The following is a 22,534-nucleotide window of genomic DNA, read 5'->3' as shown; positions in this document are numbered from 1 at the left end:
GACCTACCGGGGGGCATCGCGGGTCACGACCAACGGTCGTGACGTACCGGGGGGGTATCGCGGGTCACGACCAACGGTCGTGACCTACCGGGGGGCATCGCGGGTCACGACCAACGGTCGGGAGCTGGCGGGTAGGTATCGACCGTGGGTCGATACGGCGGTCAACCGGCCTTCTTGCGGATCGGGGTGACGTTGCTGGCGGCCTTGGCGGCCTTCTTCGGCTTCGCCGCGGCCTGGGCATTGGCGGCGAAGAAATCGCGCACCTTCGGGTACACGGTCTCGCGCCAGCGGCGGCCGCTGAAGATGCCGTAATGGCCGGCGCCTTCGACGATGAAATGCTCACGGCGTTCGGCCGGAATGCCGGTGCACAGTTCCTGCGCCGCTTCGGTCTGGCCGAGGCCGGCGATGTCGTCCAGCTCGCCTTCGATGCTCAGCAGCGCGGTACCGGTGATCGCGCCCGGGTCGACGCGCTCGCCCTGCACGTACCACTCGCCGCGCGGCAGCAGGAACTCCTGGAACACCACGCGGATGGTATCGAGGTAGTAACGCGCCGGCATGTCCAGCACCGCGTTGTATTCGTCGTAGAAGCGGCGGTGCGCGTCGGCATCTTCCATGTCGCCCTTCACCAGGTCGGCATAGAAGTCCCAGTGCGAACTGAAATGACGGCTGGGATTCATCGACAGGAAGCCGGCGTGCTGCAGGAAGCCCGGATACACGCGGCGACCGGCGCCCGGATAGCCCGGCGGCACGGTGTGGATGACGTTGTTCTCGAACCACGACAGCGGGTTCTGCGTGGCCAGGTTGTTCACCGCGGTGGGACTGCAGCGCGCATCGATCGGGCCGCCCATCATCACCAGCGAACGCGGCGTGGGTTCACCACGGCTGGCCATCAGCGATACGGCCGCCAGCACCGGCACGGTCGGCTGGCAGACGCTGACCACGTGCAGCTTCTCGGCACCGAGGTGGCGGATGAATTCCTGCACGTAGGCGATGTAGTCGTCCAGGCTGAACTCGCCCTCGCTGCCGGGCACCATGCGCGCGTCCACCCAGTCGGTGACATACACGCGGTGGTCGCGCAGCAGGGTGCGTACGGTGTCGCGCAGCAGCGTGGCGTGGTGGCCGGACAAGGGCGCCACCACCAGCACGAACGGCTGGTTGAGCATGGTGTTGAGCTGGTCGGCTTCGTTGCTGTGACGCTTGAAGCGCAGCAGCTTGCAGAACGGCTTGCTGACCTCTTCGTGGACCACGATCGGCACGCGCTCGCCGTCGACCTCGATTTCGTTGATGCCCCACTCGGGCTTCTCGTAATCCTTGCCGATGCGGTGGAACAGCTCGTTCACCGCGGCCAGGCGGTCGGCGCCGGGCATCTGCGACCACCAGTGGCCCTGGTTGGCGAAGAACTTCGCATTCGCCTGGGCCTGGTGCACCCACGGGGCGAGCATGTTGCGGGTCAATTCATGCAGTTGGTAAAGCATGACGTCCGAATATGTATGGTCTTATGTTGCCGCGCAGCATACAGCAGGCCATCGTCCCATGGGTTAATGGGGCGGATATCACGCCGGAATGAGACCCGTGGAACCGCGACCTGCGTGGCTCCGCAGTGCCGGATCGTAGCCAGCCACGCAGGACGTGGCTTTACGCGCCGCGCTCGAGGGCGGCGGCGTGGCCTGCCAGCGCGGGCGAAAGCCAGCAGTGGGACCCCAGCGCGGTGAAGCCTTCGGCCTTCAGCTGGCGGCGGTACCAGGCGGCCGGGCGGGGCTGGAAGCCGTCGTGGTCGCCCTCGAATTCGTCTTCGGCGGTGAACGCTTCCAGGAACGCGACGCCGGCGGTCAGCTCGGCAAACCCGGCCAGCGCCGGGCGCAGTTCGCGGCTGGGCACGTAGTGCATCACGTCCGAACAGACCAGCAGGTCCACCGGCGCGCAGGGGCGCAGCCAGGCGAAATCGCCGACCTTGGCCGGGTGCAGGTTGCGGCTGCGGCCATAGCGCTGCACCGCATAGTCGCTGCTGTCGAAACCCATGTACTGCACGCGCGGGCGCAGTTTGAGCAGCGGCGCGCGCCACGCGCCTTCACCGGCGCCGATGTCCAGCACGCTGCGGATCGGCCGCTCCAGGTAGTACTCGGCGGTGGCCACGGCCAATGCGACCTTGCGCGCCAGGCGCGCGGCGCCACCGGTCTGGTCGGGCTGGTACCAGCGCTGGAAGTAGGCCTGGTCGTAGGTCTTGGACATGGCGGGAAGGTGGGCAGAGTGGAAGCGGCCGCCATGGTACCGCGCTGCGTCAAAGCGTCGCGCATGCGGCGACGGTGCGAATCGGCCAGAATGCACGACATCCACGCCAGCCGCCGGAGCACGCGCATGCAGTCCTACTATTGGGTCAAGACCTTCCACCTGGTGTTCGTGGTGGCGTGGATGGCGTCGGTGTTCTACCTGCCGCGGATCCTGGTCAACCTGAGCGAAACCGCTGGCCAGCTGCCGGTGATCGAACGGCTGCAGCTGATGGGCCTGCGCCTGTACCGGTTCGGGCACGTGATGTTCGGCATCGCGCTGATCCTGGGGCTGGTGCTGTGGTTGGGCTACAAGGTAATTCCCGATTTTCCGACCATGGTCGCGCCGGGCGCGGCGGGCTGGCTGCATGCGAAGCTGGGGCTGGTGGTGCTGCTGCTGGTGTATTACTCGTGGACCGGGCGGCTGTTGAAGGGGGCGGTGAAGGGCGGGGTGCTGCCGTCGTCGCGCGCGCTGCGCTGGTTCAATGAGCTGCCGCTGGTGTTGTTCATCGGGGTGGTGTGGCTGGTGCTGGCCAAGCCGTTCTGAGCGGGTTGGGGTCGCGTTGACACGCATGGCGTGTCACTACGCGATCGCACGCCGGCGTAGGGACACGCCATGCGTGTCCAACGCAATGCCGAACGACACAAAAAAACCGGGCGCATGGCCCGGTTTTTCGTTGCCGCACCCGCAACGGCCGATCAGGCCGTTTCGTAGGCGCCATACCCGCGCAGGCGCTCGTAGCGCTTCTGCAGCAGGTCGTCGGTGGACAGCTTCTCCAGCGCATCCAGCTCGTTGAGCAGCACGGCCTTCAGGCGCTTGGCCATCTGGTTCGGGTTGCGGTGCGCGCCGCCGGTCGGCTCGCGTACGACCTTGTCGACCAGGCCCAGGCCCTTCAGGCGCGGGGCGGTCAGGCCCAGCTGTTCGGCCGCGTCCTTGGCCTTGCTGGCGTCCTTCCACAGGATCGAGGCGCAGCCTTCCGGGCTGATGGTGGAGTACACGCTGTATTCCAGCATCACGGTGCGGTCGCCCACGCCCAGCGCCAGCGCGCCACCGGAGCCGCCTTCGCCGATCACGGTGCAGATCACCGGCACCTTCAGTTCGGCCATTTCCATCAGGTTGCGCGCGATCGCTTCGGACTGGCCACGCGATTCGGCGTCGATGCCCGGCCAGGCGCCAGCGGTGTCGATCAGGGTCAGCACCGGCAGGCCGAAGCGTTCGGCCATCTTCATCAGGCGCAGCGCCTTGCGGTAGCCCTCCGGCTTGGGCATGCCGAAGTTGCGCTTGATCTTTTCCTTGGTGTCGCGGCCCTTCTGGTGACCGATCAGCATCACCGAGCGGCCGCCGATGCGGGCCAGGCCCCCCATGATCGCCTTGTCGTCGGCGAAGGCGCGGTCGCCGGCCAGCTCCTGGAATTCGTCGCAGATGATCCGGATGTAGTCGGCGGTATAGGGCCGCGAGGGATGCCGGGCCAGCTGCAGCACCTGCCACGAGGTCAGGTTGCGGAAGATCTGGGCGGTACGCAGCCGCAGTTTGTCCTGCAGGGTGCGTACTTCGGCCTCGACATTGACCGCCGGGCCGGCGCTTGCGCTGCGCAGCTCCTGGATCTTTGCCTCCAGATCAGCGATGGGTTGCTCGAAGTCGAGGTAGTTCGGATTCATCGGAAGCCGTCGTGAAGAAAAGAGGGAAAGTGTAGCCGAATGCGTCTAAATGCCCCGTACGGGGTCGTCTGGTGGAACGGGTCAGGGTGCCCGGGCGGGGGGCCGGGCCGCACGTGAATCAGTTCGCCCATGGCGGGCTGTACCGGACTTTCAGGGTGCGTACGGCCGGGTCGGCCCGCAGGGCGTCCACCAGCTGGCTGTCCACGCGCACGGCGACGTCGCCGGCCACGTCGAGCATGCCGGCCACCGGGCCCTGCTCGGAGCCGAGAAGCAGGTCCAGGCGCAGGGGGGTGCGGCCGGGACGGTGGCGGTCAAGCAGGGCGTTGACCCGGCCCCAGACCGGCTCGCCCTGGCGCAGGTCCAGGCGCAGCGAGAGGCGGGTGGCGTAATTGGCGCAGATTTCCTCGAAGTCCCAGCATTGGCGGATGCGCAGGGCATAGCCGCCGTTGAACTCGTCTTCGCGCAGGCCGCCCTTGACCACCAGGATGCGGTCCTTGGTCATCAGGTGGCCGAACTCGGCCAGGCCGTCGGTGAAGGCGCTGCACTCGACCCGGCCCTTGCCGTCTTCGAGCTGCATGAAGATCTGGCTCTCGCCCTTGCGGCGCACGCCGACCACCAGCCCGGCCAGGATCACCGGGGTTTCCTGGCGCCAGGCGCGCTTTTCGCCGTCCTTGCTGGGACGGGCCGGCGGGATGAGTTTCTCCAGCATGCCCAGGTCGGTGCCGACCAGTTCCTTGACGTCGTCGGCGTGCGGGTCGAACGGATGGCCGCTGAGGTAGAAGCCCAGCGTTTCGCGCTCGCCATCGAGCAGCTGGCCGAGCGGCCACTCCTTGGCTTCGGGCAGGTCCAGCTGCAGGGCGGTGCTGACCGGATCCGGTGCGCCGAACAGCGAGTTCTGCCCGGAGGCCTTCTCGCGCGACATCTGGTCGGTGGCCTTGAGCACTTCGGGCAGCTGCAGCATCAGCGAGGCGCGATTCTTGCCAAGGCCATCGAGCGCGCCACAGTTGATCATCGCTTCCAGGGTGCGCCGGTTGAGCTTGCCGGACTCGATGCGCATGCAGAAGTCGAGCAGCGACTGGTAGCGGCCCTTGGCCACGCGCTCGTCGACCACCGCTTCGCATGCGCCCTGGCCGACGCCTTTGATCGCGCCCAGTCCGTACTGGATGGTGTCTGCGCTGGAGGCTTCGAACATGTAGGCCGATTCGTTGACGCGTGGCGGCAGCACGGTCAGGCCGAGGTTGCGTACTTCGGCGAGGAAGCCGACGACCTTGTCGGTGTTGTCCATGTCCGAGGACAGCGTGGCCGCCATGAACTCAGCCGGGTAATGGCGCTTGAGCCAGGCGGTCTGGTAGCTGACCAGGGCGTAGGCAGCGGCGTGCGACTTGTTGAAGCCGTAGCCGGCGAACTTTTCCATCAGGTCGAAGATTTCGTCGGCCTTGGGTCCGTCGACGCCGCCCTTGGCGGCACCTTCGCGGAAGATCTCGCGGTGCTTGGCCATTTCGGCCGGCACCTTCTTGCCCATCGCGCGGCGCAGCAGGTCGGCGCCGCCGAGCGAGTAGCCGCCGACGATCTGCGCCATCTGCATGACCTGCTCCTGGTACACCATGATGCCGTAGGTGTCTTTCAGGATGGCTTCGGTACGCGGATCGGGGTAGATGATTTCTTCCTGGCCGTGCTTACGCGCGTTGAAGGAGGGAATCAGGTCCATCGGACCGGGGCGGTACAGCGAGACCAGGGCGATCAGGTCTTCGAAGCGGTCGGGGCGCGCGTCCTTGAGCAGGCGGCGCATGCCGGAGGATTCGAACTGGAACACGGCGCCGGTGTTGCCGTTGGCGAAGATGTCCTTGTAGGTGGGGGCGTCGTCGAGCGGAATGGCGGTGATGTCCACCGGCGGAATGCCGGCGCGGGCGTGGCGTTTGTTGATCGCCTTCACCGCCCAGTCGATGATGGTCAGCGTGCGCAGGCCCAGGAAGTCGAACTTCACCAGGCCGATTTCTTCGACGTCGTTCTTGTCGAACTGGGTGACCGGGTTGCGGCCGCGTCCGCCTTCGTCGTGTTCGGCGAACAGGGGGCAGAATTCGGCCAGCGGTTCGGGCGCGATCACCACGCCGCCGGCGTGCTTGCCGGCGTTGCGGGTGAGGTCTTCGAGCTGGCGGGCCAGGTCGATCAGGTCGCGCACGTCGTCTTCGTTCTGGTAGCGCTGGATCAGCTCCGGCGACGCCATTTCCGAGTCCTTGCCTTCGCCCATGGCATCCTTGAGCGAGATGCCCAGGATGTTGGGGATGAGCTTGGAGACGCCGTCGACCAGGCCGTACGGGAAGCCGAGCACGCGCCCGGAGTCGCGCACGACGGCCTTGGCGGCCATGGTGCCGTAGGTGATGATCTGGCTGACGCGTTCGCGGCCGTACTTGCGCGCGACGTAGTCGATGACTTCGTCGCGGCGGTCCATGCAGAAGTCGATGTCGAAGTCGGGCATCGACACGCGTTCGGGGTTGAGGAACCGCTCGAACAGCAGGTTGTAGGGAATCGGGTCGAGGTCGGTGATCTGCAGGGCCCAGGCCACGAGCGAGCCGGCGCCGGAACCGCGGCCGGGTCCGATCGGGATGCCCTGGCTCTTCCCCCACTGGATGAAGTCGGCCACGATCAGGAAGTAGCCGGGGAACCCCATCTTGATGATGGTGGCAAGTTCGAACTCAAGGCGTTCGACATAATCCTCGCGGGTCTTGCCCTCGGCGAGCGGATTCTTTTCCAGGCGCGCGTCCAGGCCTTTGCGCGATTCGCTGCAGATCCAGCTGTCCAGCGTCTCGTTGTCGGGTACCGGGTAGTCGGGCAGGAAGTAGGTGCCGAGCCGCATTTCCATGTTGCAGCGTTCGGCGAGGGCAAGGGTGTTGTCGATCGCGTCGGGAATGTCGGCGAACAGGGCGCACATTTCCTCGGGCGATTTGAGGTACTGCTGGTCGCTGTAGTCGCGCGGGCGCTTGGGGTCGTCGAGGACGCGGCCGGAAGAAATGCAGACGCGCGCTTCGTGGGCGCTGAAGTCGTCGGGGCGCAGGAAGCGGACGTCGTTGCTGGCGACGACGGGCAGGCCACGCTGGCCGGCGGCCACCAGGGCAAACTGGTTGAAGGCTTCTTCGCCGTCGCGGCCGGTGCGGGTCAGTTCCAGGTGCAGGCCATCGCCGAACACGCGCTGCCAGTCGGCGAGCTGCTGTTCGGCCAGGTCATGGCGCCCTTCGCCGGCCAGGCGCCCGGCGAGGCTGTCGCGGCCGGCGAGGGCGAACAGGTTGTGGCAGCCGGCCTTGAGCCAGTCGGGATGCACGGCAACGCCGCCTTCGGGGCGGTGGCCTTCCATCCAGGCGCGGGTGAGCAGGCGTGAGAGGCTGAGGTAGCCTTCGCGGTCGCGGCACAGCAGGGTCATGCGCCAGGGGGTCATGCCCTCTTCGGCGATCATGATGTCGGCGCCGGCAATCGGCTTGATGCCGACGGTTTCAGCGGCCTTGTAGAACTTGACCAGGGCGAACAGGTTGTTCAGGTCGGTCACTGCCAGCGCGGGCAGGTTCAGTTCGACGGCGCGGCTGAGCAGGTTGGCCTGCTTGGCCTTTTTCGGGTCAGCCTGATCCGGCTTCGCCGGGACACGGATGGTCGAATCCGCCAGCGAAAATTCGGTGTGGACGTGCAGATGTACGAAACGGGAAGTGGTCATGCCGGGCCAATGTAATGCCCGGTCAGGGTAGCGGCGGGGGGCAAGCCGGACAAGCCTTGACAGTTCGGTGGGTTAAGGCGGGCGTTCGGACTAGCGACGAAGCCAGAGCCGAAGCCAAAGCGCCTCGTCGGGGAATCTACGTGCTGGGGCGGCGGCGGGGGCAGGGGTACGGGACACGCCGTGAATCCATCCCTGGAGGCTCTCTTGCAACATCCATGTTGCAAGGAAAGGTCCCGTACCCCTACCCCCGCCGCCGCCCCTTACGGAGGGTCGGCTGCTAAGGGAGAGGCAGGTCTTGCCGACGATGGTCGGCACCGGCTTTTCCCGTGGCAACGACACACTGTCGAAAGGTGGGTCGGGGCGGGTTTGTGGGGGTGTGAGCCGCATGGATGCGGCGACCAAGCCTACAAGGATGTATTTACGGCGTCCCCCACGGACCCGCCCCGACCCGCCTTAGGAAGGGCAGCGTTGCATATGGGCTGTTCGCCCAAATGCGTGAAGCAGCCGGGCAGAGCCCGGCTCTACGGCGGGTCCGGAGTATGGGGTTCGTGGGCGTCAGGCGGTCAGGGCGTGCACCGGCGGCGCCAGGCAGTCGCGGACGGGCGCGAAGCTGTGGCGGTGGTGCGGGCAGGGGCCGTGGGTGCGCAGGGCGGCCAGGTGGGCCGGGGTGCCGTAGCCCTTGTGCTGGTCGAAACCGTATTCGGGGTGCTGCTCGTGGAGCTGCAGCATGTAGCGGTCGCGGCTGACCTTGGCCAGGATCGACGCAGCCATGATCGCGCGGTCGAGGGCGTCGCCGCCGACCAGCGCCTGGGCCGGGCAGGGGAGGCCCTTGGGCACCACGTTGCCGTCGATGCGCGCGAACTGCGCCACGTGCGCCACCGCTTCCACCGCCCGGCGCATGCCGAGCAGGGTGGCCTGGTAGATGTTGAATGCATCGATCTCGCCCACGTCGACCATCACCACGTGGAAGGCCAGCGCCCGCTGCTGGATCCTGTCGAACAGCTGGTCGCGGCGCAGCGCGGTGAGCTGCTTGGAGTCGTCCAGTCCGTTCAGGCGCGGCCGGTCGGGGCAGAACACTACCGCCGCCACCGCGACCGGGCCGGCCAGCGGGCCGCGGCCGGCCTCGTCCACGCCGGCCACGTAGCGCGGCGCCACCGTGGCCAGCGCCGCGCCGTCGAACAGCGCCAGCGATGCGGCCGCTGCGTGGCGGCGGCTCATGCCGCTGCGCCTCGGCGCGAGAGCAGCTCGGCCACCGCATCGGCCGCGCGCGCCGAGGCGTCCTGGCGCAGCTGCAGGTGCAGTTGTTCGTAGGTCGGCTGGAGGTCGAGACCGCGTTGCGGATGGTCGAACCATTGCAGGATCGCAGCGGCCAGTTTGTCGGGCACGCAGTCGTGCTGGATCAGTTCCGGGGCCAGGTCCTTGCCGGCCAGGATGTTGGGCAGCGCGAAACGATCCACCTTGATCAGGCCCAGCGCCTTGACGATGCGGTAGGTCAACTCCGCCACCCGGTAGCCCACCACCATCGGTCGCTTGACCAGCATGGTTTCCAGGGTGGCCGTGCCCGAGGCCAGCACCACCACGTCGGCCGCGATCATCGCCGTGCGCGCCTCGCCGTCCAGGACATGCGAATGGGCCACCGGCAATGCCGAACGCGAGAGCTGTTCGTTGATCAGCTGGCGGCAGGCCGGGTTGGCCGCCGGGACCACCACGTGCAGGCCCGGAATACGTTCCGACACCTGCCAGGCTGCCTCGAAGAAGGCTTCGCCCAGCTTGCTGATCTCGCCCAGTCGGCTGCCCGGCAGCACGGCCAGCACCTTCGCATTGACCGGCAGGCCCAGTGCCACGCGCGCCGCCTCGCGGTCGCTGTGCAGCGGGATGTCGTCGGCCATCGGGTGGCCGACGAAGCGCGCATCGATGCCGTGCCGCGCGTAGATCGGCGGCTCCATCGGGAACAGGCACAGCACCAGGTCGGCGCTGGCGCCGATCTTTTCCGCGCGCTTCTCGCGCCAGGCCCAGACCGAGGGGCTGACGTAGTGCACGGTGCGGACACCGCGTTCCTTCAGCCAGCGCTCCACGCCCAGGTTGAAGTCGGGCGCATCGATGCCGATGAACACGTCCGGCTGCCATTCCAGCACGCGGCTGCGGAACGCCTTGCGCAGCGTCAGCAGCCGCGGCAGGTGGCGCAGCACTTCGGTCAGCCCCATGACCGCCAGTTCGCTGGCGTCGAACCAGGTCTGGCAGCCGGCGTTGCGCATGGCGTCGCCGCCAATGCCGGCAAACTCGGCATCGGGAAAACGCTGTTGCAGTTCGCGGACCAGACCGGCACCCAGCAGGTCGCCGGATGCTTCACCGGCGACCAGGGCGATCCGCAGCGGCCGACCGCTCATCGCAGCAGCGGCCTCTCGGCGTGCTCGATGAAGTCCAGCATGTCCTTGACGTCGGCACTGTGGGCTGCCTGTTCGGCGAGCTGCACTTTGGCTTCGGCCAGCGGCAGGCCGGCCACGTACAGGGTGCGGTAAGCGCGCTTGATGCTGGCGATGCGTTCGGCGTCGAAGCCGCGGCGCTTGAGGCCTTCGCTGTTGATGCCGCGCGGGCGGCCCAGCGAGTCGCTGCCGACCATGGTGAACGGCGGCACGTCGCCGTTGGTCAGCGCGCCCATGCCCAGGAAGGCGTGGGCACCGATACGGCAGAACTGGTGGGCACCGGCGAAGCCGCTGATGATCACGTAGTCGCCGACACTGACGTGGCCGGCCAGGGTGGTGTTGTTGGAGAACACGCAGTGGTTGCCTACGTGGCAGTCATGCGCCACATGCGTGTAGGCCAGCATCCAGTTGCCGTTGCCGATGGTGGTGATGCCGCCGCCACCGCCGGTACCCCGGTTGAGGGTGACGAACTCGCGGAACACGTTGTCGTCGCCGATCACCAGTTCGGTGCGTTCGCCGGCATATTTCTTGTCCTGCGGCTCGCCGCCCACGGCGACGTGGCCGATGAAGCGGTTGTTGCGGCCGATCCGGGTCGGGCCATGGATCGAGCAGTGCGGGCCGACCTCGGTGCCTTCGCCGATCTCGACGTCGGCACCGATCAGGCAGAACGCACCGACACGCACATCCGCCGCCAGTTTTGCCGACGGGTCGATGACCGCGGTGGGGTGGATGAGCGGCGCGTTCATTCGCGGGTGCCGGCGCAGAGCACTTCGGCGCAGGCAACGACGTCGCCGTCGACCTTGGCGATGCAGTCGTACACGGCCATGTTGCGGATCACGCGCTTGATCTCGACATGCATTTCGAGCACGTCACCGGGCACGACCTGCTTGCTGAAGCGGGCCTTGTCGACCTTGACCATGTAGAACAGCTTGGACTGGGCGTCGCGGCCCAGGGTGAGCTGGGTGAGCACGCCGCCGGCCTGGGCCATGGCTTCGATGATCAGCACGCCGGGCATGATCGGCTGGCCGGGGAAGTGGCCCTGGAAGAACGGTTCGTTGATGCTGACGTTCTTGGTGGCGACGATGGTGCGCTTTTCGTAATCGATCGCGACGACCTTGTCGACCAGCAGGAAGGGGTAGCGGTGCGGGATCAGCGCCTGGATTTCGGTGATGTCCGGCAGCTTCTGTTCGTGGCTCATTCCTTCTCCTTGCTTACAGACAGGATGCGACGGGCCAGTGCATCGAGCTGCTTGAAGCGCGCGGCGTTCTTGCGCCACGTGCGGTTGTCGGTCAATGGGGTGCCGGACGAGTACTCGCCCGGTTCGGTGATGGAGTTGCGCACCACGGATTTGCCGGTGATGACCACCTTGTCGCAGATTTCGAGGTGGCCGACGACGCCGACGGCGCCGCCGAGCAGGCAGTAACGGCCGATCTTGGCGCTGCCGGCGATGCCGGTGCAGCCGGCGATGGCCGAGTGGGCGCCGATCTGGACGTTGTGGGCGACCTGGACCAGGTTGTCCAGGCGCACGTCGTTGTCGAGCACGGTATCTTCGAGGGCGCCGCGGTCGACGCAGGTGTTGGCGCCGATTTCGCAGTCGTCGCCGATGCGTACGCCGCCCAGCTGGGGCACTTTGATCCAGCTGCCGGCATCCATGGCCAGGCCGAAGCCGTCGGCGCCGAGGACGGCGCCGGGATGGATGCGCACGCGCTTGCCGATGCGGACGCGGGTGACCAGGGTGACGCGGGCGATGAGTTCGCAGCCGGTGTCGAGGCTGCAGTCTTCGCCGATGATGCTGCCGGCGCCGACGATGCAGTTCTCGCCGATCACGCTGCGCGCGCCGATGGTGACGAACGGCCCGATGTGGGCGCTGGCGGCGACCTGGGCGTCGGGATCGATGACGGCACTGGGGTGGATGCCGGGCGGGCGGGTCGGGGCGATGTCGAACAGCGCGGCGATCTTGGCGAAGGTGGTGTACGGATCCTTGGCGATCAGCGCGGTGCCGGGCGCGGCCTCGGCGTCGTCGGCGCGCAGCACCACGATGCCGGCCTGGCTGTCGGCCAGCTGGGCCCGGTAGCGCGGGTTGGCCAGGAAGGTCAGCTGGCCGGAGCCGGCATGGGCAAGCGTGGCCACGCCACGGATGGCGGTGCTGCCATCACCATGGACCTGCAGGCCAAACTGCTCGGCGAGTTGCTGGGCGGTATAGGTAGGAGTGTTCACGCCGCGAGTTTACCGTGTGCCGTGACTTCGGTCATGCACGATCCCGGGATTGCGCCGCCCTGCGCCGGTTTGCCGGGGGAACGCGGCTGCCGGTGGGGCAAGTACGGGGCCGCCGTGCCCTTGCCTGCGAATGTCCCCCGGCGTCGGCCTGCGGCCGCCCCCTCCTCCTTTACTTCGCCGCAAGGGCACGGCGGCCCCGCACTCGCCCCACCGGCGTCGGCACCGTGACATCTGCTTTTTCCATCGCTTGCCGCGAGCCGAGCCCCGTCGCGGCCGGTAGGTCCCTGGCAAAGTAAAGGAGGAGGGGGTGGCCGCAGGCCGCCGCCGGGGGACATTTGCATAGGGGCCTGCCGGCCGCGGCGGGGCCCCAGACGCTCGAGCTGTACCCGATCGAAGACCGTGCGCCCTCGGCAACGGGCCGTAGCCATGACGCCGCGCTCCAACGGGCAAAAAAAAACGCCGGGCAATGCCCGGCGTTTCTGCTGATGCGTCCAGCGCTTAGAACTGGCCGCCGAACGTGAACTGGAGACGCTCGATCTCGTCGCCGTCTTCCTTCTTGAGCGGGAAGGCGTAGCTGATCGAGATCGGGCCGACCGGGGCGCGCCAGAGCAGGGCGACACCGGCCGAGGCGCGCAGTTCGTTGGCCTTGAAGTTGTCGACGCCGTTGTACACGTTGCCGACGTCGAAGAACGCCGACACGCGCGCCGACGGGCTGTCGAACAGGCGCGGGAAATACGCTTCGACCGAACCGACCGTCTTCAGCGAACCACCCAGCGGCTGGCCGCGGTTGTAGGACGCGGTCGGCTCCGAACGCGGACCCAGGGTGTTGTCCTCGAAACCGCGCACCGAATTGGTACCGCCGGCATAGAAGTTCTCGAAGAACGGCAGGCCCGAGGCGGTGACCACGCGGGTGGTGCCGTCCGGGTTGGTGAGCACGCGCGAGACGTCGTTGCCGTAGGAATCGCCGTAACCGACTTCGGCGCGGGTGTTGATCACCAGCGACGGGATGATCGGCCAGTACTTGGACACCTGGTAGTTCAGCTTGTAGTACTCGACCGTCGACCCCGGCAGCGTGGTTTCCAGGCCCACGCGCTGGTACATGCCGCGGGTGGGCATGAAGTAGTCGTTGCGGGTGTCGCGCGCCCAGCCCAGCTCGGTGCGCCAGGAGTGGAACGTACGCTGGCCGATGGCATCGATGTAATCGATGATCGCCTGCGGCGTCGCCCCCGGGTAGGTGGTGATCTGGTTGCTGTCGATGCCCACCATCAGCGAGACCGTGTCGTTCTCGGTGATCGGCACGCCGAACACCACCTGCGCCGCACCGTTGGTGCTGTTGTACTGCGCGGTGTTGAAGTCCGAGTAGTCCAGCTCGCGCCAGGACAGGTTGTAGCCCAGCGACACGCCGTCGTCGGTGAAGTACGGGTTGGTGTAGGAGAAGCCGTAACGCTGCAGGTAGCTGCTGCGCGACGCTTCCACCGACACGCGGTTGCCGCCGCCCAGGAAGTTGTTCTGCGACAGCTGCACCGACGTGGTCATGCCGTAGGACTGCGAGTAGCCCAGGCCGAACACGAAGCTGCCCGACGTGGTTTCCTTCACGTTGTAGACCACGTCGACCTGGTCGTTGCTGCCGGTGACCGGCGGCGTTTCCACATCCACCGACTCGAAGTAACCCAGGCGCTGCAGGCGGATCTTGGAGCGGTCGATCGCCGCCTGCGAGTACCAGCTGTTCTCGAACTGGCGCATTTCACGGCGCAGCACTTCGTCGGACGTGCGCGTATTGCCCTTGAACACGATGCGGCGCACGCCCACGCGCGGACCCGGCACGACCTGCATGTTGATCGCCACGGTGCGCTCGGCGCGGTTGCTGGTCGGGATCGGGTTCACCTTGGCGAACGCGTAACCGATGTTGGACAGCGAATTGGTGATGGCGTCCGAGCTGAACTCCAGCAGCGCGCGCGAGAAGGTATCGCCCGACTTCTGGATCAGCATGCGCTCCACGTCTTCCTGCGGCAGGATCGTGTCGCCGGTGACCTTGATCTCGGAAATCTTGTACTGCTCACCCTCGGTCACGCCGGCGGTGATGAACATGTCGCGCTTGTCGGGGCTGATCGACACCTGCGTGGAATCGATGCTGAAGTCCACGTAGCCGCGGTCCAGGTACCAGGAATTGAGCTTCTCCAGGTCGCCGGACAGTTTTTCCTTCGAGTACTGGTCATCGCGGCGGTACCACGACGCCCAGTTGTGCTCCTTCGATTCCCAGGTCTTGAGGATGTCCTCGGACTCGAACTTCTCGGTCCCGACCAGGTTCACGTGCTGGATCTTGGCGGCCTTGCCTTCCTTGATCGCGATGGTGATGTCCACGCGGTTGCGGTCCAGCGGGCTGACCGTCGGGGTGATCTCCACGTTGTACTTGCCGCGGTCGTTGTACTGGCGGCGGAGTTCCTGGGTCACGCGGTCCAGGCTCAGGCGATCGAAGGTGCCGCCCTCGCTCAGGCCGATGTCGCTCAGGCCCTTGAGCAGCTGGTCGCTCTTGATGTCCTTGTTGCCGGTGACCGTCAGCTTGTTGATCGCCGGGCGCTCCTTGACCGTGACCACCAGGATGTCGCCCTGGCGCTCCAGCTGCACGTCCTCGAAGAACCCGGTCTTGTACAGGGCGCGGATGGACTCGCCGACCTTGTTGTCGGTCAGGGTCTCGCCGCGTTCCACCGGCAGGTAGGTGAACACGGTACCGGAGGTGATGCGCTGCAGACCGTCGACACGGATGTCGCTGACGGTGAAGGGCTCGGCTGCCTGGGCCAGGGCGGGCGCGCCGAAACCGGCGGCGAGTGCGAGGGCAAGCAGGCGGCGATTGGGGAGTCGCGTCATGTCACGTCCGGTTGGAGTCGAATACGTTGTTTCAGGATGCCGGCGCATAAGACGACGACAAAAGGGTAAAAGTTCATCGCGGGACCAGACCAAGGATGTCGTTGTAGAACGCCAGTCCCATCAGTCCGGCCAGCATGGCAAGGCCGATGTATTGGCCGGTCGCCATGGCACGCTCGCTCAGCGGGCTGCCCTTGACCAACTCGATAAGGTAATACAGCAGGTGCCCGCCGTCCAAGATGGGGATGGGCAACAGGTTGATGATGCACAGGCTCAGCGACAGGACCGCCAGGAACCAGAGGAACCAATCCAGCCCGCGCTGGGCGGTCTGGTTGGCCACCCGGGCGATGGTGACCGGCCCGGAAACGTTCTGCAGCGAGGCATTGCCGGTGACGATGCGGCGCATCATGCCCAGCGAATCGCTGGCCGCGCGCCCGGTTTCGCGCAACGCGGCGGGGATCGCCGCCAGCGGACCGTACTGCAGCGTGGTGTCGTAGGCCGGTGCGCTGGTCTGCGGGAAGCCCACGCCGACCTGCCAGGTAGGCTGGCCGCGCGGATCCTTGCCCTGCCGCGGGGTGAGTTCCAGCGCCAGGCGCTCGCCGCCGCGCAGCACGTCCACCATGCCGGGGCCGCCGCGCTTGCCCAGCGCCTGGATGGCCGGGGACACCTGGTCGGCCGCCTCGATGCGCTCGCCGTCCACGGCCAGGATCAGGTCGCCAGGCAGCAGCACGCCCTGGGCGGCCGAATCGGCCACCACCTGTTCCACCAGCGCAGGCTGCAGGTGGAACTGCCAGGTCAGCCCGGCCAGCGACGCCACCCAGCGTTCATCGAAACCGGCCGGCAGCTGCGACAAGGGCAGGGTGCGGGTGCGCACCTGGTCCTGCGTATCCATCACCTCCAGCGTCGCATCGTGGCGGTCCATCGCGGCGGTGGTCAGCGCCATCGCGGCCTGGCTGGCGGTCACCACGCTGCGCGCGTCCACGCTCAGGATGCGGTCGCCGGCCTGCAGCCCGGCCACCTCGGCCATGCCGGTAGTCCGGCCGATGGTGGCTGAATAGTCCTGCTTGCCCAGCACGAACATGGCCCAGAGCAGGGCCACGCACAGGATCAGGTTGGCCAGCGGGCCGGCCGCGACGATCGCGATGCGCTGCCAGACGGTCTTGTGGTTGAAGGCCAGCCCGCGCTCGGCCGGGTGCACCTCGACCTCGCGCTCGTCCAGCATCTTCACGTAACCGCCCAGCGGGATGGCGGCAAGCGCGAACTCGGTGCCGGCGCGGTTGCGGCGCATGAACAACGGCCGCCCGAACCCGACCGAGAAGCGCAGCACCTTTACCCCGCAGCGGCGCGCCACCCAGTAGTGACCGAACTCATGGAAGGTCACCAGCAGGCCAAGGCTGACGATCATCCACCAGACGGAGCCGATGAATTCACCCATGGTGGAGGTCGCTGGAAAGGAGCGGGAAGGGCATTCAGGCGGGATCGATGGCGGCTTGGGTGATCTGGCGGGCGCGCTGGTCGGCATCCAGCAGGCCCTCCAGTGTATCGGCGGACGCGGCCGGCAGTGTTGAAAGGGCGTTAGCCACCAGGTCGGGAATGGCTAGGAAAGCGATCCGCCCCTGAAGAAACGCTGAAACAGCGACTTCATTGGCCGCATTGAGGATGGCCGGGGCGGTGCCGCCGGCGGCCATCGCCTGCCAGGCCAGTGCCAGGCAAGGGAACGCCTCGGTGTCGGGCGCCTCGAAATCCAGCCGCCCCTGGCTCAGCAGGTCCAGACCGCCGACCCCCGATTCAATCCGCTGCGGCCAGCCCAGGCCCACGGCCAGGGTCGTGCGCATGTCCGGCAGGCCCAGCTGCGCCAGGGTGGAGCCGTCCACGAATTCCACCAGCGAATGCACCAGGCTCTGCGGGTGGACCAGCACCTCGATGCGCTCGCCGGGAATGTTGAACAGGTGGTGGGCCTCGATGACCTCCAGCCCCTTGTTCATCAACGTCGCCGAATCCACCGAGATCTTCGGGCCCATCGACCACTTCGGGTGCGCAACGGCCTGGGCCGGGGTGACCTCGGCCAGCTCCGCCCGACGCCGCCCGCGGAACGGGCCGCCCGAGGCGGTGAGCAGGATCCGGCGCACGCCGGCCTGGTCCAGGCTGGCATCGCGCGACCGCAGGCACTGGAAAATGGCGCTGTGCTCGCTGTCGATCGGAATGATCTCGGCGCCGGCGGCACTGGCGCGGCGGGTCAGCAGTTCCCCGGCCAGCACCAGCGATTCCTTGTTGGCCAGCAGGATGCGCTTGCCGGCATCGGCCGCGGCCAGGGTCGAGGACAGCCCGGCCGCACCGACGATGGCGGCGACCAGGGTGTCGCAGGCATCGCTGGCGGCCAGTGCATCCAGCGCGTCGGCGCCGGCATGGGGCTGGGTGTCCAGGCCGGCCGCGCGCAGGCCATCGCGCAGGGTGCCGTAAAGGCGCGCATCGGCAATCACCGCGTGCAGCGGGCGATGCGCCACGCACAACGCCAGCAGCGCCTCCACCTGGCTGCCGGCGGCGAGCACGGTGGCGCGGTAGCGGTCCGGGTGGCGGGCGATCACGTCCAGCGCGGACGCGCCGATCGAGCCGGTGGCACCGAAGACGGCAACCCGGCGGGGGGCGGAAGCGATGGTCATGCTCAGAACCCGAAGATTTCCTTGCCCAGCGCGAACACCGGCAGGGCGGCCAGCACGCCGTCGATGCGGTCCAGCACGCCACCATGGCCCGGGATGATGTGCCCCGAATCCTTGGCACCGGCATGGCGCTTGAGCAGGCTTTCGTACAGATCGCCCAGGACCGAGGCGAACACGCTGACCACGGCGGTGATGACCAGGCCGGGCACATGCGCGCTGCCGACCCCGGCCATCCAGCCGAACAGCAGCGCCACCAGCACGCCGGCGAGCATGCCGCCGGCCAGGCCTTCCCAGGTCTTGTTCGGGCTGATCCGGGGTGCCAGCTTGGTCCGGCCCAGGCTGCGCCCGGCGAAATAGGCCCCCGAATCGGCGGCCCAGACCACGGCCAGCGCGGTCAGCAGCCACAGGTGGCCGTTGGCACCGCCGGCGTGGATCAGGACCAGCGAGGCCCATGCCGGCACGATCGCCAGGCTGCCGGCCAGCAGTTTGAGCGCGCGGGCCGGGCTGCCCGGTTCGGCGCCGAAGGTGAAGAAGCGCAGCCACAGCAGCGCCAGCAGCCACCAGCCGATGCCGACCAGGGCGGCAATCTGGTACAGCACCAGCGTGCCGGCGTCGGCCCACACGATCAGCACCATCAGCACCAGGTTCAGCACCAGCAGCACGGTGCGCGCCAGGGTGTCTTCCACGTCGGCCAGCTTCAGCCATTCCCACAGGCCGATCAGGAACACGGCGGCGGCCGCGGCGGCCAGCCACTGGGTGGGCAGCAACAGGATGGCGGCAATAGCGAGCGGCGCCATGATCAGCGCGGCGATGACTCGGGTCTTGGTCATGGGGAAGACGTCTCGGTGGCCAGGGCGGCAATCTGGGCGCTGGTCAGGCCGAAGCGGCGTTCACGTGCGGCGTAGGCGTCCAGCGCCTGCTGCAGGATGGCGGCGTCGAACTCGGGCCACAGCACCTCGGTGAACCACAGTTCGGTATAGGCCAGCTGCCACAGCAGGAAGTTGCTGACGCGGGTGTCGCCGCCGGTGCGGATGAACAGGTCCGGCGCCGGCAGGTCGGCCAGGGCGACGCGGCTGCCGAGCAGCGTTTCGTCGATCTGCTCGGGCAGCAGGCGACCGGCCGCCACCTCGGCGGCCAGTTCGCGCGCGGCGCGCGCGATGTCCTGGCGGCCGCCGTAGCTGGCGGCAATATTCAGGGTCATGCCGGTGTTGCCGGCGGTACGCTGCTCGGCCAGCTGCATGCGGCTGACCAGCCCGGCGCCGAAGCGCTCGCGTTCGCCGATGAAGCGCACGCGCACGCCACGCCGGTGGAGTTCGTCCACCTCGCGGTCCAGCGCGTTGAGGAACAGCTTCATCAGCGCGTCCACTTCCTCGCTCGGCCGTCCCCAGTTTTCGCTGGAGAACGCGAACAGGGTAAGCACGGCAATGCCGCGCTCCAGGCAGAAGTCGATGGTGCGGTTCACTGCACGCGCGCCGGCGCGATGGCCGATCACCCGGGGGCGACGGCGCTTCTGCGCCCAGCGACCGTTGCCATCCATGATGATGGCAACGTGGCGGGGCACGGCGGCAGGGGCTGCGATGGTCGGGGCCTGGGTCATGGCGCTCAGACCGACATCAGTTCCTTCACCTTCTCGGCAACGACACCGTCGATGTCCTTGCTGGACTTGTCGGTCAGCTTCTGGATATCGTCTTCGCCGCGCTTCTTGTCGTCTTCGGTGATTTCCTTGTCCTTGAACAGGGTGGCGACCGCCTTGTTGGCGCTTTCGCGGATCTTGCGGATGGCGACCTTGGCGCCTTCGCCTTCCTGCTGGACCTGCTTGGCCAGTTCCTTGCGGCGCTCTTCGGTCGGCGGCGGGAGGCCGATGCGGATCGTGGTGCCCATGGTGTTGGGCGTCAGCTCAGCGTTGTAGAGACCTTTTTCGATCTCCTTGATCATGCTCTTGTCGAACGGCGTAATCGCCAGCGAGTGGGGATCCGGACTGGACACGTTCGCCACCTGGTTCAGCGGGGTGTTCGGATTGCCGTACGCGTTCACCATGACGCGGTCCAGCAGGGCCGGCGAGGCACGGCCCGTGCGGATGGAGGTGAGGGTGTGCTTCAGAGCATCGATGCTCTTGGCCATGCGCGTCTGCGCGTCCTGCTTGATATCGTTGAGCATCGCCCGAATCCTGGATGTCACTGGGAATCGGGCGATTATAGGCGAAATCCGGTGAACCCCGCCCGGTTGCGACCGGCGGGGCCGGAAGCGCCTCAGCCGGCGTCGCGGCCTCGCACCAGCGTGCCGATGTTCTCGCCGTGCAGGATCTTCAGCAGCTCGCCGGGCTGGCCCATGTCGAACACGCGCAGCGGCAGGTCGCTGTCGCGGGCCAGGGCGAAGGCGGCGGTGTCCATCACTTCCAGGCCGCGGCGGATCACCTCGTCGTAGCTCAGGCTGTCGAAGCGGACCGCGTCGCTGTACTTGTTCGGGTCCTTGTCGTACACGCCGTCGACCTTGGTGGCCTTGAGCAGCAGGTCGGCGCCGATTTCGATGGCGCGCAGCGCCGCACCGGAGTCGGTGGTGAAGAACGGGCTGCCCACGCCGGCGGCGAAGATCACCAGGCGGCCTTTTTCAAGGTGGCGGATGGCGCGGCGGCGGATGTAGTCCTCGCACACGTCGTTGATCTTGATCGCGCTCATCACGCGGGCCTTGGCGCCCAGCTTCTCCAGCGCGTCCTGCATGGCCAGCGCGTTGATCACCGTGGCCAGCATGCCCATCTGGTCGCCGGTGACCCGGTCCATGCCGCCGGCGGCCAGGCCGGCGCCGCGGAAGATGTTGCCACCGCCGATGACCAGCGCCACTTCCGCGCCGGCCTGCTGGGCTTCGATCACTTCACGCGCCAGCCGGTTGATCACCTTCGGGTCGATGCCATAGTCCTCGTCTCCCATCAGCGCCTCCCCGGAAACTTTCAGCAGGATGCGGCGATAGGTGAGATTGGACATGGTGGCCTCTGGATGCGTGGAAAACGCGGAAATTCTACTGGAACCGGCGGCACTCGGCGTGGACTTTCTGCTGCGCTGCGGCGAAAGGCTGCTGCAGCACGCCCAGACCGCTTCCTGACTCCATTCAGGCCGGCGCAGTACCCGGGGAACGCGCAATGACGCGGTTCCGGCCGAGGTTCTTGGAACGGTAAAGCACGTCGTCGGCCGCCTTCAACAGGTCCTGAACATCGGCAAAACGTTCATAGCCGCCCTGGGTGGCCACGCCTGCCGAGAAGGTCACGAACAACGGCCCGCTGGCCACCTCGGCCATGGGCGTGTTGACGATGCTGGCCAGGACCCGGCGCACCACTTCCAGCGCCACCGGTTCGGTGGTGTTGGGCAGCAGGGCGATGAACTCCTCGCCGCCGAAGCGGGCCACGGTGTCGCTGTTGCGCAGGTGTTCCTGCAGCTTGCCGGCAAACGCGCGCAGCACCTGGTCGCCAAGCAGGTGGCCGTGCGCGTCGTTGATCTTCTTGAAATCGTCCAGGTCGATGAAGGCCACCGACAACGGCCAGCCATGCCGGGTTGCGCGCAGGAACTCCTGCTCCAGCACGGCCTCGAGCTGGCGGCGGTTGAGCACCCCGGTCAGGGCGTCGCGATGGGCCTGTTCGGCCAGCCGGTTGGCGCGCGCCTCGAACTCGTCGGCACGCTGCCGGGCCAGCGCCGCGTCCTGCATTTCACGCAGGTTGCGCAGGGTGGCCAGCTCCTGGGCGTGGTCGATGAGCTGCTGGACCCGCGACGGCGAAATCAGCGTGGTTTCGAACAGCGCGCTGATCTCCGGCAGGGCTTCGCCGATCCGGGCCAGCACCTGGTCGAACTGTGCGCTGTCCAGCTGCAGGGTCTCGTTGACCCGCTGCAGGGCGTGCTCGCGCGCCGCGTCGGCGTCGGCACTGAGCCAGATGTCGGCCACCGCACCGGACAGGGCAACGCAGGCCTGGAACGTGTCACCTGGCGTGGCCGGGGCTTCACTGTGGGCGATGGCGTCGACCAGATAGCGCGGCAGGTCCCACTGTTCCGCCATCCACGCGCCCACCTCGGCGTGGCTGCAGTCCAGGTGTTCGCGCTCCAGCGCCAGCAGCTGGTCGTTGTCGGCGGCCTGGCGCAGCAGCGGCAGGTAACGGTCCGGCTCGCTCTGGGCCAGCACCAGCACCCCGATGTCCTGCAGCAGGCCGGCCAGCATCAGTTCTTCGGCCTTGCGCAGGCCGCGGGCCTGGCCGAGCAGGCTGGCCGCCAGGGCGCTGAGGATGCTGCGGCGCCAGGCCCGCGCGCGGACGTCCTGGCCCTGGCCCGCCGCGCTCAGGTTCTGGGTCACGGTAAAGCCCAGGGCGAGGCTGATGGTGGCATTCAGGCCAAGCATGGTCAGCGCCTGGCCCAGGTTTTCGATCCGGCGGCGGCTGGCGTACAGCGGCGAATTGGCGATGCGCAGCATGCGCGCGCTCAACGCCATGTCGATGGCGATGACGTCCGCGGCGGTGGTGATGTCGGTTTCCGGGTCCTGCGCCAGTTCGATGATGCGCAGGGCGATACCGGGCGGCGAGGGCAGGTTGCGGCAGAGCGCCAGGACGGCTGTCAGCTCGGGAGGCATGATGGGAATACTGAGGTGATGTGGCAAGAATACATGGAGTGCGTCACAGTTTTGAGTGTGGTCCCTTGCAATTCAGAACCTGATCCACCCAATCCAGCAAAACCAACCGGCCATCCGGGCAGGTCAGGGTAACGGGGTCTTTGGTACCAC

17 protein-coding genes and 1 pseudogene are annotated in these 22,534 nt (G+C 67.4%); 1 reads left to right on the top strand and 17 read right to left on the bottom strand.

All coding sequences use genetic code 11. The annotated features are described in order from the left end of the window. Positions 1-161 precede the first annotated feature (161 nt). Positions 162-1,475 carry a polyhydroxyalkanoate depolymerase gene (locus tag ACIGII_RS09580; RefSeq protein ID WP_399637091.1) on the bottom strand — a complete coding sequence of 438 codons (1,314 nt, stop codon included), beginning with the start codon at positions 1,473-1,475 and terminating at the stop codon, positions 162-164. Positions 1,476-1,635: 160 nt separating this feature from the next. Beyond that, entirely contained in the window at positions 1,636-2,229 is a 594-nt protein-coding gene (locus ACIGII_RS09575) for a class I SAM-dependent DNA methyltransferase (RefSeq protein ID WP_399637089.1), read from the bottom strand. Between the two features lie 126 nt (positions 2,230-2,355). Between ACIGII_RS09575 and ACIGII_RS09570 the strand changes: the two genes are divergently transcribed. Beyond that, positions 2,356-2,811, top strand: coding sequence for a CopD family protein (locus tag ACIGII_RS09570; protein ID WP_399637086.1), 456 nt, complete (start codon positions 2,356-2,358; stop codon positions 2,809-2,811). Positions 2,812-2,963: 152 nt separating this feature from the next. Here ACIGII_RS09570 and ACIGII_RS09565 read toward each other — a convergent pair whose 3' ends face one another. The 15 genes and pseudogenes from ACIGII_RS09565 to ACIGII_RS09495 all read right to left on the bottom strand — a co-directional run bounded on the left by ACIGII_RS09565 (position 2,964) and on the right by ACIGII_RS09495 (position 22,384). Next, entirely contained in the window at positions 2,964-3,923 is a 960-nt protein-coding gene (locus tag ACIGII_RS09565; protein ID WP_399637084.1) for an acetyl-CoA carboxylase carboxyltransferase subunit alpha, read from the bottom strand. Between the two features lie 118 nt (positions 3,924-4,041). Beyond that, positions 4,042-7,623 (bottom strand): DNA polymerase III subunit alpha, encoded by a 3,582-nt coding sequence (gene dnaE / locus ACIGII_RS09560; protein WP_399637082.1) that lies wholly within the window; start codon positions 7,621-7,623, stop codon positions 4,042-4,044. A gap of 555 nt (positions 7,624-8,178) precedes the next feature. Further along, on the bottom strand, positions 8,179-8,841 hold the full coding sequence (locus ACIGII_RS09555; protein ID WP_399637080.1) for a ribonuclease HII: 663 nt from the start codon (positions 8,839-8,841) through the stop codon (positions 8,179-8,181). Next, positions 8,838-10,007 (bottom strand): annotated as a pseudogene (lpxB, locus tag ACIGII_RS09550) (lipid-A-disaccharide synthase); the annotation flags it as partial. The gene ACIGII_RS09555 and the pseudogene lpxB, both read right to left, overlap by 4 nt. Beyond that, positions 10,007-10,792, bottom strand: coding sequence for an acyl-ACP--UDP-N-acetylglucosamine O-acyltransferase (lpxA, locus tag ACIGII_RS09545; protein ID WP_399637078.1), 786 nt, complete (start codon positions 10,790-10,792; stop codon positions 10,007-10,009). The pseudogene lpxB and the gene lpxA, both read right to left, overlap by 1 nt. Next, the gene (fabZ, locus tag ACIGII_RS09540; protein WP_399637075.1) at positions 10,789-11,244 is read right to left on the bottom strand and encodes a 3-hydroxyacyl-ACP dehydratase FabZ; all 456 of its coding nucleotides are present in this window, start codon (positions 11,242-11,244) and stop codon (positions 10,789-10,791) included. The genes lpxA and fabZ overlap by 4 nt, the downstream gene beginning before the upstream one ends. Continuing rightward, a complete protein-coding gene (lpxD, locus tag ACIGII_RS09535) occupies positions 11,241-12,263 on the bottom strand; it encodes a UDP-3-O-(3-hydroxymyristoyl)glucosamine N-acyltransferase (RefSeq protein ID WP_399637072.1) in 1,023 nt (340 codons plus the stop codon). The genes fabZ and lpxD overlap by 4 nt, the downstream gene beginning before the upstream one ends. A 498-nt stretch (positions 12,264-12,761) precedes the next feature. Further along, positions 12,762-15,128, bottom strand: coding sequence for an outer membrane protein assembly factor BamA (gene bamA, locus ACIGII_RS09530; RefSeq protein ID WP_399637070.1), 2,367 nt, complete (start codon positions 15,126-15,128; stop codon positions 12,762-12,764). Between the two features lie 73 nt (positions 15,129-15,201). After that, positions 15,202-16,560 (bottom strand): RIP metalloprotease RseP, encoded by a 1,359-nt coding sequence (rseP, locus tag ACIGII_RS09525; RefSeq protein ID WP_399637068.1) that lies wholly within the window; start codon positions 16,558-16,560, stop codon positions 15,202-15,204. Positions 16,561-16,594: 34 nt separating this feature from the next. Further along, on the bottom strand, positions 16,595-17,785 hold the full coding sequence (locus ACIGII_RS09520) for a 1-deoxy-D-xylulose-5-phosphate reductoisomerase (protein ID WP_399637065.1): 1,191 nt from the start codon (positions 17,783-17,785) through the stop codon (positions 16,595-16,597). A gap of 2 nt (positions 17,786-17,787) precedes the next feature. Then, positions 17,788-18,612, bottom strand: a complete 825-nt coding sequence (locus ACIGII_RS09515; protein WP_399637063.1) for a phosphatidate cytidylyltransferase — start codon at positions 18,610-18,612, stop codon at positions 17,788-17,790. Then, positions 18,609-19,379, bottom strand: a complete 771-nt coding sequence (uppS, locus tag ACIGII_RS09510) for a polyprenyl diphosphate synthase (protein ID WP_399637060.1) — start codon at positions 19,377-19,379, stop codon at positions 18,609-18,611. Before uppS ends, ACIGII_RS09515 begins: the two co-directional genes overlap by 4 nt. Before the next feature lie 5 nt (positions 19,380-19,384). Further along, on the bottom strand, positions 19,385-19,939 hold the full coding sequence (gene frr / locus ACIGII_RS09505; RefSeq protein WP_399637057.1) for a ribosome recycling factor: 555 nt from the start codon (positions 19,937-19,939) through the stop codon (positions 19,385-19,387). Positions 19,940-20,031: 92 nt separating this feature from the next. Beyond that, positions 20,032-20,760, bottom strand: coding sequence for a UMP kinase (pyrH, locus tag ACIGII_RS09500; protein ID WP_145478145.1), 729 nt, complete (start codon positions 20,758-20,760; stop codon positions 20,032-20,034). A 124-nt stretch (positions 20,761-20,884) separates the two neighbouring features. Beyond that, positions 20,885-22,384 carry an HDOD domain-containing protein gene (locus ACIGII_RS09495; RefSeq protein ID WP_399637053.1) on the bottom strand — a complete coding sequence of 500 codons (1,500 nt, stop codon included), beginning with the start codon at positions 22,382-22,384 and terminating at the stop codon, positions 20,885-20,887. Positions 22,385-22,534: the final 150 nt, after the last annotated feature.

The sequence above is a fragment of the Stenotrophomonas sp. NPDC077420 genome (assembly GCF_044543385.1).
In the GTDB taxonomy this organism is placed as follows: domain Bacteria; phylum Pseudomonadota; class Gammaproteobacteria; order Xanthomonadales; family Xanthomonadaceae; genus Stenotrophomonas.
This window is presented reverse-complemented; position numbering and strand designations above follow the sequence as displayed.